The organism is Micromonospora aurantiaca ATCC 27029 (assembly GCF_000145235.1).
In the GTDB taxonomy this organism is placed as follows: domain Bacteria; phylum Actinomycetota; class Actinomycetes; order Mycobacteriales; family Micromonosporaceae; genus Micromonospora; species Micromonospora aurantiaca.
The window spans coordinates 72,289-88,057 of sequence record NC_014391.1 but is presented as its reverse complement, the minus strand read 5'-3'; the positions used below and the strand labels follow the sequence as shown (position 1 = coordinate 88,057).

Sequence of the window (15,769 nt, the reverse complement as noted above, 5' to 3'; positions counted from 1 at the left end):
GGCGTCCAGTGTGCCGCTCCGATACCTGACGCTTCAAGTTTCGCCGTTTGCGTGTCCGACTCACCTATCAGCAAAACTCCACGTGCAACTTGCATGTCGCACGTCCCTGATGCAGTCTGTCCGTATGGCACGGGTTACTCACCGTCTTCGCTTGATCTCCGGGCGTGGTGGCACCACGGTCCGTGGGACGGCCGGAGGGGAGCCGTCCCGCGCCCTGCGACCTGCCCCGGAATGAAGACCCCGTCGCTGTACGCCAGCTTGGCTGCGGCGGCGGGAGCGGTAACCGGGAGCAGCCGGGTGATGGTCGGGTGGCGGTCCGCCACCGCGGGTACGGCCCGACCAGCACCGACCCACCGACCGCCGGTCCACGAGGCAGACCCCCCGTCACCGGACCGCACCTGACCCCCGTTCAGCCTCGCCGGTCCCGCCGGCCGACTTCCCAGGAGCCCATGTGCTTCCCCGCTCCGGTGACGTACTGCACGTGACTCGCGCGGCGAGTGTCCAGTTCCTCCGACCGATCATGTTCCGGGTGATCCGGGTGCTCGACTGGCCGACCTACGACGGTTGGCTCTGGCTCGACGGCTACGAGTTGAACGCGGCGGGGGACGCGGTCAACCGGAGGTCGATCTTCGTACTCCAGGAGGGGTTGCGGCAGCTCCAAGCCGCGCCGGCTCCGCGTCAGCACACCGTGCGGACGGCTCGCCGCCCGGCGGTCCGGACCCCGGTCCGGGTCGGCTGACCTCACGATTCCCGGTCGGGAGGGCGTGCCGTCGCCATAGAATCGGTACGCCCACCCCGGCACGTTCCACCCCGCGCGCCATGGACCCTGAACCTGGGATGGTCATGGTCAACTTGCCCGCCGCGCGGCGGCACCACCGGTCCCGTATCGGCTATGCCCTCGGGCTCTTCCTCTTCCTCGTCACCGCGACCGCGCTCGCGCTCGCGGTACGTCATCCCGCCTTCTCCGCCACCCAGCAGCTCGCCGAGCCCGTACCGGCCCCGGAGATCACCGTTGCCGGTGAGAACGGCCGGACGGAGTCCGGCACGGCTGACTCCGATACCGCCGAGTCCGATGCCGCCCACTCGGACGGGTCGGACGACGAGGACGGCTGGGCCGCCGCCGACCCGGCGGAGGACGAGGACGAACCGGCCGCGGGCGCCGGTGGCGGCGAGGGCGCGCTCGCCGAGCGGCCGACCGGCGCCACCGACGACCTCAGCCGGTCGCTGTTCTACTCCGGGCTGCTCGGACTCGCCATCTCGCTGGCCGGGCTGGGCCTGGTCGGCACCCGCAGACGCCAGTGGTGATCCTCAGGGCGTCGTGGTCGTCGCCGGGGCGGAGCCCGGAGTGCTCGGCCCGCTCGTCGGCGGCGCGGGTACGGCCACCACGATCGTGACCCGGTCGTCCTCGCCCACCGGGTAACCGGCCTCGGGATCGGTGGAGATCACCGTGCCGGCCGGGCGGTCCGACGCCCGCCGTTGCACCCGGTAGTCCAGGTCCAGCCGGTCGAGCGCCGCCCGGGCAGCCGCCTCCGGCAGCCCCACCAGCGGCGGCATCGGCACCTCCACCGGGGCGGTCGTGGCCGGCGTACTCGGCGGTGAACTGCTCGGCGCGGCACTGGTCGGTGCGGCGGTCGTCGGGGCGGCGCTCGTCTGTGCCGAGGCGCTCGGCACCGGCGGGCCCGGATCGGAGTTCCGGTCGGCGGCACGCAGCGCCAGCCACACCCCCGCCCCGATCAACCCGAGCAGGAGCAGCGCCAGGATGCCGAGCAGGATCGGCATCCACCAGCGGCGCCCGGCCTGCTCGTCGCCGTACCACTCGCTGCCGGGCTCGGGATAGCCCGCCGGACGTGGTGGCGGCACCCCGGCCCGGCCGGACCAGGCGCCCACCGGTTCCTGCGGGGTGGTCGCGTCGAGGGGACGGCGCGGCCCGCCCTGTCCTGCCGGTCCGCCGGGCAGCGGACGGGTGGCGTCGCCCGCGTTCCGCGGCATGGCGCGGGTCGCCTCCACGTCCTCCTCGGCGGCGTTCCTCGGCATCGCACGGGTGGCGTCGGCGTCGTGCCCGGCCGCGTCGCGCGGCATCGCGCGGGTCGCGTCGGCATCCGGGGGCAGCGCGCGGGTCGCGTCCGCGTCACCGGCGGGTGGTTCCTGACGGTCGTCGCTCATGGCACGTCCTTTCCCCACCGGGACGGGGCGCACGGCCCTCGATCGTCCACCGTAGCGGTCCCCGGCGACACCGGCTGGGATCAGCGCGCCGCGCTCGTCACGGCGTCGGCGGCAGGGAGACCGTCGGCGGCGCGGACGCCTTGTCGCCGCAGGTGAGCGTCACCTGGTCGTTCCATCGGGCGGTACCGCCGGCCACCGGCTCCTGTGCCGTGACCGGGCCCTGGCGCCCGGTGGCGTACCGGGGATAGAGCCCCGCCTCCACCAGGTCGTCGGCCGCGTCGGAGCAGGACAGCGTGCCCACGTCGGGCACGGTGACGGCCGGCGCCGGCCCGGAGACCCACACGGTGACGGTGGTGCCGCGCTTCACCGGGGTGCCGGGAGCCGGTGAGGTGCGCTCCACGGTGCGTCCGGTGCCCGTACCGAAGACCAGTCGCCAGCCGAGGCGGCGCTCGCGCAGGTCCCGGCGGGCCTGCTCGAAGTCGGCGCCCATCACCTCGGGCACGGTGAGCCCGGCCGGGGCGCTGGTGCGCGTACCGGATGGTTGGGCGGCGGTGGCCGGCGGCGCCGTGGTCGCGGAGGCCGATGTGGACGCTGCGGCGGGCGGTGCGGAGTCGCCGGGCGCGGCCGAGCGCTCCGGCTCACCGGCAAGGATCCACCCGACGCTGGCGCCGATCACGGCCAGCAGGGCCACTGCCACACCACCGCCGAGGAGCAGCCTGCCTCGCCCCGGTCCGCTGCCGTCGCCTGCCGGTTGCCGCTCGTCCGTCATGCTCCCCGCCCCGATCATCGACAACCGTATCCGTTGCTCACTGACGGTCACGGCCCGTCGTTACGACTCGCCGCGCCGACCACGGGACGTTACGCTCCCCGGCATGGTCAGACGGGGCTGGGGAGGATCGACAGCCGCCGCGCTCGGCGTCGCCGCCGGCGCGGGTGCCGCGCAGCTCGGTTTCGGGTACGGGCTGGGCATCATCAACTGGGTGCCGGACGGCGCGGTACGGGCCGAGGCGGCCTGGGTAGCGAGCCTCGCCTGGGCGACCTGGATCGCGGCGACATCGGTCATCGTCGGTGCGGTCTGCGCCCAGCGCCTGCGTGGTGGCGACGACGAGTCGCCGGGCACGCTGCCCCGGCTCGGCCTGGCGCTCGCCGCGGGTGTCGGCGCGATCGTCACCGTCCTGCTGGTGGCGGTACCCGCGCGGGCGGCCCGAGTGCCGGACGTCTCCTCGCCGCAGGCGGTCGCCGCCGCGTACGCGGGCGCGGGGCTGGTGCTCGGCGTACTGCTCGCCGTCTGGGCGCTGCACACCCGCGCCGCCGCCACCAACCTGATCGCCACCACCGGCTGGCTCTGGCTGCTCGCCGTGGTGTCGGTGGTCGACGGGGTGATCGCCGGCCGTGGCCTGACCACCGCCCAGCTCGGCATCTGGCAGATCAGCGCGGACCGTGGCGCGTTCTGGATCCGCGACTACTTCTACTGGCCCGGTGCGCTGCTGTCGGTGCTCTCCGCCCTGGTGATCGGCCTGGTGGCGGCCCGCCGAGCCGCCCGCGCACCGGAGATCCGGGTCGGCGCGGCGGCCTCCGGGGCGGCCGGACCGCTGCTCGTCGCGCTGGCGTACCTGCTTGCCGTGCCGCGCCTGGCCGGGATCGCGGCGGAACAGTTGTCGGCCCACCTGATCGCCCCGTACGCGGTGATCGCCGGCGTCGGCGGCTCGATGGTGATGGCCGCGCTGGCTCAGCGCGCCGAGCGCCGGAGCGCCGAGCGGGTGACAGTGCCCCGCCAGCGCACCGGCGAGCCGGACTCCGTCGACGGGGAGCCCGCGATCGGCGAGGACACGGCCGAGCCGGACGGAGGATCGACGTCGGATCGGTCGGCGTCGGATCTCTCCGGCCGGACGACTCTGCCGGACACGGAGCCGAACGCGTCGGCCGGTTCGCTCCGGGATGCGGCAGTGGACGACGGGCCGGGCGTGACGTCCGGCCGGACGGAGACGGATCGGGGACGTGCCACCCGGTCCACCACCGGCCGTCGAGGTCGGGCCGTGCCACCGCAGCGGCAACCCGAGTCACCCACGCAGGCCGGCTCGCACGACAAGGGTTCAACCGCCGACGAGCCGAACCCGCGAAGCACGACGGCCTCGCCGCAGGGCGACTCCTCGTCCCCGACCGCCTCGCCGGGCCAGACCGGTTCGTCAGGCCAGGCCGGTTCGTCAGGCCAGGCCGATCCGCCGCCGCCCACCGAGACCACCCGCCGCCGGGGTCGCTGAGCCCCACCCGCCCAGCCCGCGCGTCACCTCGGCCGCTGAGCCACCGCCCACTCGCGTCGATCTTGGAGTTGTGGCACCTCACAAAACTCCCATTCGGAAGATTCGAGGCGCCATAACTCCAAGATCGACGAGGCGCGGGCCAGCGCCCGCGCGTTCGCGGCCGGCCGGGCCGCAGGCGAGCCAGGGCGAGGGCCGCAGCGGGAGTCAGTCGACGGGCCAGGTGTGGACGGGTTCGTTGCCGCGCTGGAGCTCGGCGTACCGCTGGACCATGTGGTGCAGCGCGGCCTCCCGGTCCAGGCCCCGGCTCCGCTCGGCCGCCCACACCGTCTCGGTCTGCCAGACCGCACCGTTGCGGCCGGTACGGCAGCGGCCCTCGATCACGCCGAGCAGGCGGTCCCGCTCGGCCGGGGCGACACCGAACCGGTCCAGCCCCTGCGCGGCCACCGGCAGCAGCGTGTCGAGTACGAGCGTGGTGACCGGCACGTCCCCGAGCCGGGGCCAGTGCAGGACCGCCTCGATGCCGCGCCGGGCGGCGGCGTGGAAGTTCTCCTCCGCCGAGCTGAACGTCAACTGGCTCCAGATCGGACGGTCCGACTCGGCGAGGCCGCGGGCCAGCCCGAAGTAGAACGCCGCGTTGGCGAGCATGTCCACCACTGTCGGGCCGGCGGGCAGCACCCGGTTCTCCACCCGCAGGTGCGGGCGGTCGTTCATGATGTCGTAGACCGGCCGGTTCCAGCGGTAGACGGTGCCGTTGTGCAGCCGCAGCTCACCGAGCGTGGGCACGCCACCGGCGTGCAGCACCTCGACCGGGTCCTCCTCCTCGCAGATGGGCAGCAGCGGCGGGAAGTAGCGGACGTTCTCCTCGAACAGGTCGAAGATCGAGGTGATCCAGCGTTCGCCGAACCACACCCGGGGCCGTACCCCCTGGGCCTTCAGCTCGTCCGGGCGGGTGTCGGTGGCCTGCTGGAACAGCGCGATCCGGGTCTCCGCCCAGAGCTGCCGGCCGTAGAGGAACGGCGAGTTGGCACCGACGGCGACCTGCACGCCCGCGATGGCCTGGGAGGCGTTCCAGTAGTCGGCGAAGCTGTCCGGCGCGACCTGGAGGTGGAACTGGAGGCTGGTGCAGGCAGCCTCCGGCGCGATCGAGTCGGTGTGCGTACGCAGCCGCTCGACGCCGTTGATGTCCAGCTCGATGTCCTCGCCGCGGGCGCCGACGATCTGGTCGTTGAGGACGCGGTACCGCTCGTTGGTGGAGAGGTTGTCGGCGACCAGGTGGCGTTCGGTGAGCGTGGGCAGGATGCCGACCATCATGATCGTCGCGTCGGACTTGGCGGCCCGCTCGTCGGCGCGGCTGAGACTGCTGCGCAGGTCCTGCTCGTAGTCGGCGAAGCCGCTGCCCTCGATCAGCCGGGGCGAGGCGTTCAGTTCGAGGTTGAACTGCCCCAGCTCGGTCTGGAACAGCGGGTCGGCGATGTCGGCGAGGATCTGGTCGTTGCGCATGGCCGGTTCGGCGGCCGCGTCGATCAGGTTCAGCTCGATCTCCAGCCCGGTCATCGGGCGGTCGGCGTCGAAGCCGAAGTCGTCGAGCATCAGCGCGAACACGTCCAGGCACCGTCGGACCTTCTGCCGGTAGCGGACCCGATCCTCGCGGGAGAAGGCGCCCTGCTCGACGTCTCTGCCCATGTGTCCTCCCGGCGCCGGTGCGACGGAACCGTACCGTTCCGCAACGCATTGTGAACCATTCACGTGGTGGGCGTAAGTGCGCCCGCCCCGCCACCCGGCTGGACGGGCGACAGGTCTGCACCTGTACCCCGTCACCGCCGTCACCAGCGCGTCAGTGCGGAGAACTTCACGTGACGATCGCACCGCCGGGGCGTACGCGAGAAGGGCCCGCACCGTCGGGGACGGTGCGGGCCCTGCGGGCCTGTGCCGGGCTCAGCCCTGGCGGATGGCCTCACCCTCGATCTCGATCTTGACCTTGCGGCCGACCAGGACGCCACCGGTCTCCAGCGCCACGTTCCAGGTCAGACCGAAGTCCTCCCGGTCGATCTCGGTGGAGGCGGAGAAGCCGAAGATGTCCTGCCCGAACGGGCTGCGGCCGACGCCCTCGAACTCCACCTCGAGCTCGACCTGACGGGTCACGCCCTTGATGGTCAGCTCGCCGACGAGCACGAACTCGTTGCCCTCGCGGGACTTCACCTCGGTGCTGCGGAACTCCAGCGTCGGGAACTGCTCCGCGTCGAGGAACTCCGGGCTGCGCAGGTGCGCGTCGCGGTCCGCCTGGGCGGTGTTGATGCTGGCCGCCTGGATGCTGGCGGTGACCGAGGACTGCATCGGGTCGTCGGTGACGGTGATGGTGGCGGTGGCGTCCGCGAACTCACCGCGTACCTTGCTGACCATCATGTGCCGCGCGACGAAGCCGACACGCTTGTGCGCGGCGTCCAGCACGTAGGTGCCGGGGGTGGGGATGGTGAGACCCTCCCAGTCGCGGGTAGTCGCCTCGGTGCTGCTGGTCATGATGCTCTCCTCCGGAGAAGAATGTTTAGGAGCCCAACGACTGACTGAGCAACTATAGTTGAGACAATATTCCCCGTGTCAAGTGTTGCTAGGATGGTGGCGTGGACCAGAACGTGTTCGACGACCCCCGGATCACCGCCGTCGGCCTGCTCGTCGAGGCGCACGCCGGGCTCGCCGCCCGGTTCGCCGCCCAGTTCGAGGAGCACGGCCTCTCCCCGGTCGAGTTCGAGGTGCTGACCCGGCTCGCCCGCTCACCCAACAACCAGCTGCGGATGACTGACCTGGCCGCGCAGACCTCGCTCTCCACCAGCGGCGTGACCCGCGTGGTCGACCGGATGGAGCGGGACGGGCTGATCTGCCGGCGTGCCTGCCCGTCCGATCGGCGCAGTTCCTTCGCGGTGGTGACCACCGCCGGGCTCAGCCGGCTGGACGACGTCCTTCCCGGCCATCTGCGGATCATCGAGCAGTGGTTCACCAGCCAGCTCGACCCGGCGCAGCTCGACGGGCTGCTGGACGGGCTGCGCCGGGTACGCGACGCGGTCCATCCGGGCGCCACCGCCGGCAGCACCGAGCCGGTCGAGGACGCCGCCTGACGGTCCGCGACCTGCCGGGCACTACCTGCCGGTCACCGGCAGAATGACCGGCAGAACCGCCCGAACGGCCGGACAAAGCGGTCCACATATTCGCGAATCGGTCGTCCGACCTCGGTAGTCTTCCGGCAGCGGGGGGCACCGGGGGGTGCTGGCGCGAGCGTGGAGCGAGGGGCAGTACCAGGGGGCTACTTCGCTCGCGCCACCCCCGCGCCCTCCGCCCCTCCCGTGCCGGCCGACGCGCAGTGCGGCCACCGCGATCGACCGGGGTGACGACAAGACGCTCATCGCCCCCGTCGGGCCGTCAGGGAGAACAGCAACTCCTCCTCCTGCGGCAGCAGGCTGACGCCGGTGACCTGTCGCGCCGCGTCCAGCCGATCCAGCACGGCCGGATCAGCGGTGCTGACCGCCAGCCCCACCAGCGCCTCGACCAGATCCCGCCGATCGGCGACACCCTCGGCCGCGTCGGCAGCCGCGGCGAACCACTCCGCCGCCAGCTCCCGGTCTCCCCGGTGCAGCGCCACGTGCCCCTCGATCAACCCGCGCAGCGCGTCCTCGGTGCGCGCGTCCCCACCCGGGCCCGGCGGATCGAGCATCTCCACGGCCGGTGGACGGCGCCGACCCGGCACCACTCCCGACGGCCACAGCTCGGCGATCGTGGCCAGCGCCTCGTCGGTGCGCCCGGCGTGGGCGAGCGCCAGCCCGACCGCGCCGACCGTCCGGCGCCGCCGCCCGGGATCACCCAGCTCCGCGAGCGCGGCCGCCACCCGGCGACCCTGCTCGACCGCCTCGGCGTATCGGCCCTCCAGGCGGGTCAGCTCGGCCTGATCGGCACGCGCCAGCACACGCAGGCGCTGGTCACCGCACTGTGCCGCCAGGCGGTCGACAGTCGCCAGCCGCCGCCGGGCACCGGCCAGCCGACCTTCGCGTACGTCGTGCCAGGTCAGGTGCGCCTGGGCGACGGCCATCTCGCGTACCCGGTGGTGCCGGGTGGCCGAGGCCAGTGCGGCCTCGGCCTGCTCGCGGGCCTCGTCGTGCGCGCCGAGCCCGAGCAGCAGCGCGCAGAGCACGGACCGGGCGGACAGTTCGCCGGTCACGTCGCCCGCCTCGGCGAAGACGACCAGGGCGGCCCGGGCCGCCGGGAGTTCCTCCGCGCCCGCGCCGTGCTCGGCGGCGAGCCGGGCCGCGCCGAGCATGGCCCAGGCCCGCAGCGTGGGCCGGGCACCAGCGGTACGCGGATCGGCGAGCAGCCGCCGCAGCCGGCGCCGGCCGGACACGTCCCGCCCGCGCAGCCGCCACCATCGGGGCAGTGAGGCGGCGAGCAGGAGCGCGGTCTCCGGCGCGTGCTCGGCGGCGTACGCCAGCGCGGCGGTGATGTCGCTCGTCGCCTCGTCGAGCACGTGCACCGCGCCGGACATCTGTGCGCCCACCAGCCCCGGCGCGGTGCGGTGGACCAGACCGGCGATCACCGCGGCGTGCCGCATCCGGATCCGGGCGGTCTCGCCCTCCAGGTCGGCCTGTTCCGCGGCGAAGTCACGGACCGCGTCCAGCAGACGGAACCGGAACGGGCCGGTGCCCCTGACACTCAGCAGGCCCAGCTCGCGCAGCCGGTCCAGCATCGGCGCGGCGTCCCACCGCCGGCCGCCGTCGGCGAGCAGATCCTCGGCCAGCTCGACCGACCAGCGGTTACGGAACGCGGACAGCCGCCGCAGCGCCGCCCGGTCGGCGCTGGCGAGCAGGTGATAGCTGGTCGCCACGGCGTCGCGCAGCGTCACAGTGCCGGCGGACGGGTCGGCGGGCTCCCAGCCGGGGCGTACGCCGGTCAGGTCCAGGACGCGGTCGCCGTAGCGGTCGAGCAGCTCGGTGACGTCGAGGATGCGTCCCCGTGCCGCCATCAGCTCGATGGCGAGCGGCAGTCCGCCGAGCCGGCGCACGAGCGCGGCGAGTGCCGGCAGCTCGGCCGGGGTCGGTGGTTCCCGGCGGGCCTGGGCGAAGCGGGCGGCGAACAGCGCCGCCGCCGGCCAGCGGTCCAGGCCGGCCCGGTCGGCGGGTTCGGTGCCGGCCGGCGGTACGTCGAGCGGCGCGACCGGCCGGACCATCTCGCCGGCCAGGCCGACCGGGCGGCGGCCGGTCACCAGCACCCGCAGCGTCGGCACGGCGGCGGTCAGGACGCGGAGCGCCTCGGCCACCGGCTCCGGCGCCCGGTCGACGGCGTCGACGAGCAGCAGCGCCCGCCGGTCGCCGATCCGGCAGGACAGGTCGGCCAGCCGGTTCACGCCGAACATCGACGCCGACGCGGCGAGCACGTCGGCGGCGTCCGAGCCCTCGCCCACGAGCACCCCGGCCACGCCCGCCGGGTGGCGGGCCGCCACCGCGTGCGCGACGGTGACGGCCAGCGCCGTCTTGCCCACCCCGGCGAGCCCCACGAGGCTCACCACCGGGTACGCGTCGAGCAGCCCGGACACCTCCGCCACGTCCCGTTCCCGGCCGAGCAGCGGTACGGGCTGGGGCAGCGCCACCGGCGGATCGTCGGCGGCGGCACCGGCTGCGGGGAGGCGGGATGCCGCGGGCCGGGCGGTGTCGACGAACTCCCGCCGCTCGTCACCGCTCAGGCCGAGCGCGTCGGCCAGCAGGTCGACTGTGGTGCGCTGGGGCCGGGTGGCCCGCCCCCGTTCCAGATCGCGGACCGTCCGTACGCCCACGCCGGCCCGGCCCGCCAGCTCGGCCTGGGTCAGGCCGACGGCGAGCCGGTGCCCGCGCAGCAGGTCGGCCAGACCGGTACGACCGCCTGGGCCCCGCGCACGGTCATGATCCGGAGTCATGGGCACGAAGATTACGGATGGACTCCGACGCTCCACAGCCCATCGTCAACCACCCGACCGTCCACTGCCGATATCCGACAGGGCGCGGTTCCGGGCGTCCTCACATGCCGAGATCGCGGGCGATGATCATGCGCTGCACCTCGCTGGTGCCCTCGCCGATCTCCAGGATCTTGGAGTCGCGCCAGAAGCGGGCCACCGGGTACTCGTTCATGAAGCCGTACCCGCCGTGGATCTGCGTCGCCTCGCGGGCGTTGTCCACAGCGACTGTGGAGGCGTGCAGCTTGGCGATGGCCGCCTGGCGCTTGAACGGCTCGCCGGCGAGCATCCGGGCGGCCGCGTCGTAGTAGGCCAGCCGGGCCGTGTGCGCCTTCATCTCCATGTCCGCGATCTTGAACTGGATGGCCTGGTAGTTGCCGATCGGCTGGCCGAACGCCTGGCGCTCCTTCGCGTACTTGATCGACTCGTCCACGCAGCCCTGGGCCAGGCCGACGGCGAGCGCCGCGATGGCGATCCGGCCCTCGTCCAGGATGCGCAGGAACTGGGCGAAGCCCCGGCCGCGCTCGCCGAGCAGGTTGGCCGCCGGCACCCGGCAGTCGTCGAACGTCAGCTCGTGGGTGTCCGACGCATTCCAGCCGACCTTCGAGTAGCCGGGCGCGACGGTGAAGCCGGGCGTACCGGACGGCACGATGATCGTGGACAGCTCCTTGCCGCCGTCCGGCCGCGTACCGGTGACGGCGGTGACTGTGACCAGCGCGGTGATGTCGGTGCCGGAGTTGGTGATGAACGCCTTCGAGCCGTTGATGACCCACTCGTCGCCGTCCAGGACCGCGCGCGTCCGGGTGCCGCCCGCGTCCGAGCCGGTGCCCGGCTCGGTGAGCCCGAACCCGGCCAGCGCCTCACCGCTGAGCAGCTTCGGCAGCCACTGCGCCTTCTGCTCCTCGGTGCCGAAGCGGTAGATCGGCATCGCGCCGAGCGACACCGCCGCCTCCAGCGTGATCGCCACGCTGGAGTCGACCCGAGCCAGCTCCTCCAGCGCCAGACAGAGCGCGAAGTAGTCGCCGCCCATGCCGCCGTGCTCCTCCGCGAAGGGCAGCCCGAACAGGCCCATCTTGCCCATCTGACGGACGATCTCGTACGGGAAGGTGTGCTGCTCGTAGTGCTCGGCGATGGTGGGCGCGACCACCTCGCGGGCGAATTCCCGGACGCTCTCCCGCAGCGCCTGCTGCTCCTCGTCGAGCCGGAAGTCCATGTCGATCCTCCTGGAAAGGGCGGGCCGCCGGGCGCTCGTGACGCCGGGAGCGGCTGAAGCGTTAGGAGGGGCCCCTTTACATGCACCAGGCGTTAAGAGGGGGCCCTTCCTTACCGGGTCAGACGGGGGTGACGCCGTGCCGGCGCCGGGAGAAGTGCCGCTCCTTGCCGCGCGCGGCGGTGAACCGGCGTACCAGCTCGGCGCGCAGCTCGTGCGGCTCGACGATCGCGTCCACCACCAGCTCGCTGGCGAGGCGCACCACGTCGATGTCGCGCTCGTACTCCTCGCGCTTCGCGGCCACGAACGCGGCCCGCTCGGCCTCGTCGGAGATGGCGGCGATCTTGTTGGCGTAGACCGCGTTGACGGCGGCCTCCGCGCCCATCACCGCGATCTTCGCGGTGGGCAGCGCGATCGTGGCGTCCGGCTCGAAGCCGGGACCGGCCATCGCGTAGAGACCCGCGCCGTACGCCTTGCGGACCACCACACAGATCTTGGGTACGGTCGCCTCGGAGATCGCCGTGATCATCTTCGCGCCGTGCCGGATGATGCCCTGCTTCTCCACCGCGCTGCCGACCATGAACCCCGGCACGTCGCTGAGGAACAGCAGCGGCACGTTGAACGCGTCGCAGAGCTGCACGAACCGGGTCGCCTTGTCGGCCGAGTCGACGAAGAGCACGCCGCCCTTGAACATCGAGTTGTTGCCGACCACGCCGACGACCTCGCCGTTGAGCCGGCCGAACCCGATGGTCAGCTCCTTGGCCCACAGCGCCTGGATCTCGAAGAAGCTGCCCTCGTCGAGCAGACCCTTGACGTACCGGCGCATGTCGAACGCCTGCCGCTCGCTGGCCGGGACCAGCGCGGCCAGGTCGGCCTTCTCCGGCGCGGCCACCGCCTCGGCCGCCGGCGGGTCCTGCTTCCAGTTAGACGGCAGGTAGGACAGGTACGTCCGCACCACGTCGAGCGCGTCGTTCTCGGTCTTGCAGAGGAAGTGACCCACGCCGGACTCGGCGCAGTGCACCTTCGCGCCGCCCATCGCCTCCAGCGTGGTCTTCTCGCCGGTGACCATCTCGACCATCCGGTCGGAGCCGAGGTACATGCTGGCGTTGCCGTCCACCATGGCGACCACGTCGCAGAACGCCGGGATGTACGCCCCGCCCGCCGCGCTCGGCCCGAACAGCGCGCAGACCTGCGGGATCGAGCCGGAGGCGCGGACCTGGTTCCAGAAGATCTTGCCGGCGCCGCGGCGGCCCGGGAACAGGTCGACCTGGTCGGTGATCCGGGCGCCGGCCGAGTCGACCAGGTAGACCATCGGGACGCCGGTCGCGTAGGCCCGCTCGATGATCCGGATGATCTTCTCGACGGTACGCGCACCCCAGCTGCCGGCCTTGACCGTGGAGTCGTTGGCCATCAGGCAGACCTGGCGGCCGTCGATCGTGGCGGTGCCGGTGACCACGCCGTCGGCGGGCAGCCCGTCGGCCATCGCGTTGGCGTAGAGCCCGTCCTCGACGAAGGAGCCCTCGTCGACCAGGTACGCCACACGCTCGCGGGCGAACAGCTTCCCCTTCGCGGCGTTTGCCGCGTGGTACTTGTCCGCACCGCCGGCGCGGGCGCGCTTGCGTAGCTGCTCCAGAGCTTCACCGTCGAGCGTCACGCCGACTCCCGTTGCCACGGCCCCCGCACAGGGCGCCCACCGACCTGAACGATCGTTAGGCTACCCCACCCGCACCATCCCCGGCACCCCACCACGCCCCCGCACCCCACCCACCCCCGCTCATTTCGTTGATCACGGGGGTGGGTGGGAGAGGGGGTCAGGCCGGGCGGGGGGTCAGGCGGGTTCGGGGGCCGGCCCGGAGGACTCCGGACGGGAGTTGCTTGCCCACCAGAGTCTCGGCCAGTTCGGCGGCCTCGATCAGGGCGTCCAGGTCGATGCCGGTGTCGATGCCCATGTCGTGCAGCATGTGCACCGCCTCCTCGGTGGCCAGGTTGCCGCTGGCACCCGGCGCGTACGGGCAGCCACCGAGGCCGCCGACGCTGGCGTCGAACTCGGTGATCCCCAGTTCCATCGCGGTGAGCATGTTCGCCAGCGCGGTGCCACGGGTGTTGTGGAAGTGCAGCAGCACCGGCAGGTGGGCGTTGCGGTCCCGGACCGCCGTGACCAGTTCGCGGACGCGCCGGGGCGTACCCATGCCGGTGGTGTCGCCGAAGGCGACGCGGTCCGCGCCGTCGCGGGCGACGCGGTCGACGATCGCGGCGACCCGGCGGGGGTCCACGTCGCCCTCGTAGGGGCAGCCGAAGCTGGTCGCCACGATCACCTCGGCGGTGGCGCCCGCGCCGTGCAGCAGGTCGATCAGCTCGGCGATGTCGTCCAGCGACTCGTCGGTGGACCGGTTGACGTTGCGGCGGTTGTGCGTGTCGCTGGCCGAGACCACCACCTCGATCTCGGTGAAGCCCGCCGCCAGCGCCCGCTGTGCGCCACGGGTGTTCGGCACCAGGGCGGAGTAGCGCACGCCGTCGACCTTCTCGGCCCGCTGCCACACCTCGTCGGCGTCGGCCATCTGCGGGATCGCCTTCGGGTGGACGAAGGAGACGGCCTCGATGCGCCGTACCCCGGTGCGGGACAGCGCGTCGAGCAGCCGCACCTTCGCGTCGGTGGGGATGGGCTCCTCGTTCTGGAGGCCGTCGCGGGGACCGACCTCACGGATGCTCACGGAGCCTGGAAGTTCCGCCATCAGATTCACCTCACTGGGTCGAAGGTCAGCGCATCCGGGAGACGATGCCGGTGTCGTAGTCGCCGGAGAGGAACTCCGGGTTCTCCAGCAGCTCGGCGAAGAACGGCAGGTTGCACTTCGGGCCGGCGATCTCGAACTGGGCGACAGCCGCCCGCGCCCGCTCGACCGCCTCCTCGCGGGTCGCCCCGGTGAGGATCAGCTTGGCCATCAGGCTGTCGTAGAACGGCGTCACGGTGTTGCCGGCGACGTAGCCGGAGTCGACCCGGACGCCGGTGCCGGACGGCTCGTTCCAGGTGGTGATCGCGCCCGGGCCGGGCAGGAAGCGCTTCGGGTCCTCGGCGTTGATCCGCAGCTCGATGGCGTGACCGCGCGGGGTGAGCGCGTCCGGGTCGAACGTCGGCGCCAGGCCGGACGCCACCCGCAACTGCTCCTCGACCAGGTCGACGCCGTAGACGTACTCGGTCACCGGGTGCTCGACCTGGAGCCGCGTGTTCATCTCCAGGAAGAAGAACTCCTGCGTCGAGGGATCGAGCAGGCATTCCACAGTGCCCGCGTTGCGGTAGTTGACCGCCTCGCCGGCCCGCACTGCGGCGGCCAGGAACCGCTCGCGCAACTCGGGCGACACCGCCGGGGACGGCGACTCCTCGACCAGCTTCTGGTTGCGCCGCTGCACGGAGCACTCGCGCTCGCCGAGCGCCACCACCCGGCCGTCCGCCAGGCCGAGGATCTGCACCTCGACGTGGCGCACCCGGGGGAAGTACCGCTCGATCAGCACCGACCCGTCGCCGAACATCCGCTCGGCGAACGCGCGGACCTTGTCGTACTCGGTGCGCAGCGCCGCCTCGTCGGCGGCCACGCCCATGCCCATGCCGCCGCCACCGGCGGCGGCCTTGACCATCACCGGGTAACCGATCTCCGCGGCTGCCGTGACCGCCGCGTCCAGGTCGCTCGCCGGTTCGGTGGTGCCGGGCGCGACCGGCACGCCCGCGGCCGCCATCAGGTTCCGGGCGTTGATCTTGTCGCCCATCGCGCTGATCGCGTCGGCGCCGGGCCCGACCCAGATCAGGCCGGCCCCTTCGACGGTACGGGCGAAGTCCGCGTTCTCGGACAGGAAGCCGTAGCCGGGGTGGATCGCCTGCGCGCCGGTGCTCCGGGCGGCGTCGAGGATCGCCTCGACGTTCCGGTAGCTCTGGGCCGGGTTCGCCGGGCCGACGCAGACCGCCTCGTCGGCCTCGGTCACGAACGGCAGCGCGCCGTCGGCCTCCGAGTGCACCGCGATCGTCCGGATCCCGAGCCGCCTACCGGTGCGGATGATCCGCCGCGCGATCTCCCCCCGATTCGCGACCAACAACGATTCGATCATCTTCTGCACGGACGTGACCCCTTCTCGACGCAAAGCCGGGGTCTCTTCTTAACACGCGTTAAGGTACGCGCGGCG

The 15,769-nt window shown here is 72.8% G+C and carries 13 protein-coding genes; 4 read left to right on the top strand and 9 right to left on the bottom strand.

Annotated elements, in window-relative coordinates:
• The first annotated feature begins 451 nt into the window (after positions 1 to 451).
• Positions 452 to 739, top strand: coding sequence for a hypothetical protein (locus MICAU_RS00435; protein ID WP_013283297.1), 288 nt, complete (start codon positions 452 to 454; stop codon positions 737 to 739).
• Between the two features lie 98 nt (positions 740 to 837).
• A complete protein-coding gene (locus MICAU_RS00430) occupies positions 838 to 1,305 on the top strand; it encodes a hypothetical protein (protein ID WP_157547430.1) in 468 nt (155 codons plus the stop codon).
• A 3-nt stretch (positions 1,306 to 1,308) separates the two neighbouring features.
• Here MICAU_RS00430 and MICAU_RS00425 read toward each other — a convergent pair whose 3' ends face one another.
• Together MICAU_RS00425 and MICAU_RS00420 are read right to left on the bottom strand one after the other, a co-directional pair.
• On the bottom strand, positions 1,309 to 2,163 hold the full coding sequence (locus MICAU_RS00425; RefSeq protein WP_013283295.1) for a PASTA domain-containing protein: 855 nt from the start codon (positions 2,161 to 2,163) through the stop codon (positions 1,309 to 1,311).
• Between the two features lie 97 nt (positions 2,164 to 2,260).
• On the bottom strand, positions 2,261 to 2,932 hold the full coding sequence (locus MICAU_RS00420) for a PASTA domain-containing protein (RefSeq protein WP_244879704.1): 672 nt from the start codon (positions 2,930 to 2,932) through the stop codon (positions 2,261 to 2,263).
• 103 nt (positions 2,933 to 3,035) lie between these two features.
• On the opposite strand from MICAU_RS00420, the gene MICAU_RS00415 reads away from it, so the two are divergent.
• On the top strand, positions 3,036 to 4,424 hold the full coding sequence (locus MICAU_RS00415; protein WP_013283293.1) for a hypothetical protein: 1,389 nt from the start codon (positions 3,036 to 3,038) through the stop codon (positions 4,422 to 4,424).
• 204 nt (positions 4,425 to 4,628) lie between these two features.
• Here the strand turns inward: MICAU_RS00415 and MICAU_RS00410 are convergent, their stop codons facing one another.
• On the bottom strand, positions 4,629 to 6,107 hold the full coding sequence (locus MICAU_RS00410; protein ID WP_013283292.1) for a glutamate-cysteine ligase family protein: 1,479 nt from the start codon (positions 6,105 to 6,107) through the stop codon (positions 4,629 to 4,631).
• Between the two features lie 252 nt (positions 6,108 to 6,359).
• Positions 6,360 to 6,941 (bottom strand): YceI family protein, encoded by a 582-nt coding sequence (locus tag MICAU_RS00405; RefSeq protein ID WP_013283291.1) that lies wholly within the window; start codon positions 6,939 to 6,941, stop codon positions 6,360 to 6,362.
• A 101-nt stretch (positions 6,942 to 7,042) separates the two neighbouring features.
• Here MICAU_RS00405 and MICAU_RS00400 point away from each other — a divergent pair, with 101 nt between their 5' ends.
• On the top strand, positions 7,043 to 7,534 hold the full coding sequence (locus tag MICAU_RS00400; RefSeq protein ID WP_013283290.1) for a MarR family winged helix-turn-helix transcriptional regulator: 492 nt from the start codon (positions 7,043 to 7,045) through the stop codon (positions 7,532 to 7,534).
• Between the two features lie 281 nt (positions 7,535 to 7,815).
• On the opposite strand, the gene MICAU_RS00395 is transcribed toward MICAU_RS00400, so the two are convergent.
• From MICAU_RS00395 to MICAU_RS00375, 5 genes are all read right to left on the bottom strand, one after another.
• Complete coding sequence (locus tag MICAU_RS00395; protein ID WP_013283289.1) at positions 7,816 to 10,353, bottom strand: ATP-binding protein; 2,538 nt, start codon at positions 10,351 to 10,353, stop codon at positions 7,816 to 7,818.
• Positions 10,354 to 10,453: 100 nt separating this feature from the next.
• Positions 10,454 to 11,602, bottom strand: a complete 1,149-nt coding sequence (locus tag MICAU_RS00390) for an acyl-CoA dehydrogenase family protein (protein ID WP_013283288.1) — start codon at positions 11,600 to 11,602, stop codon at positions 10,454 to 10,456.
• Positions 11,603 to 11,720: 118 nt separating this feature from the next.
• Positions 11,721 to 13,253, bottom strand: a complete 1,533-nt coding sequence (locus MICAU_RS00385) for an acyl-CoA carboxylase subunit beta (protein ID WP_013283287.1) — start codon at positions 13,251 to 13,253, stop codon at positions 11,721 to 11,723.
• Positions 13,254 to 13,410: 157 nt separating this feature from the next.
• Positions 13,411 to 14,331 carry a hydroxymethylglutaryl-CoA lyase gene (locus tag MICAU_RS00380; RefSeq protein WP_013283286.1) on the bottom strand — a complete coding sequence of 307 codons (921 nt, stop codon included), beginning with the start codon at positions 14,329 to 14,331 and terminating at the stop codon, positions 13,411 to 13,413.
• 25 nt (positions 14,332 to 14,356) lie between these two features.
• Positions 14,357 to 15,694, bottom strand: a complete 1,338-nt coding sequence (locus MICAU_RS00375) for an acetyl-CoA carboxylase biotin carboxylase subunit (RefSeq protein ID WP_041799157.1) — start codon at positions 15,692 to 15,694, stop codon at positions 14,357 to 14,359.
• Positions 15,695 to 15,769: the final 75 nt, after the last annotated feature.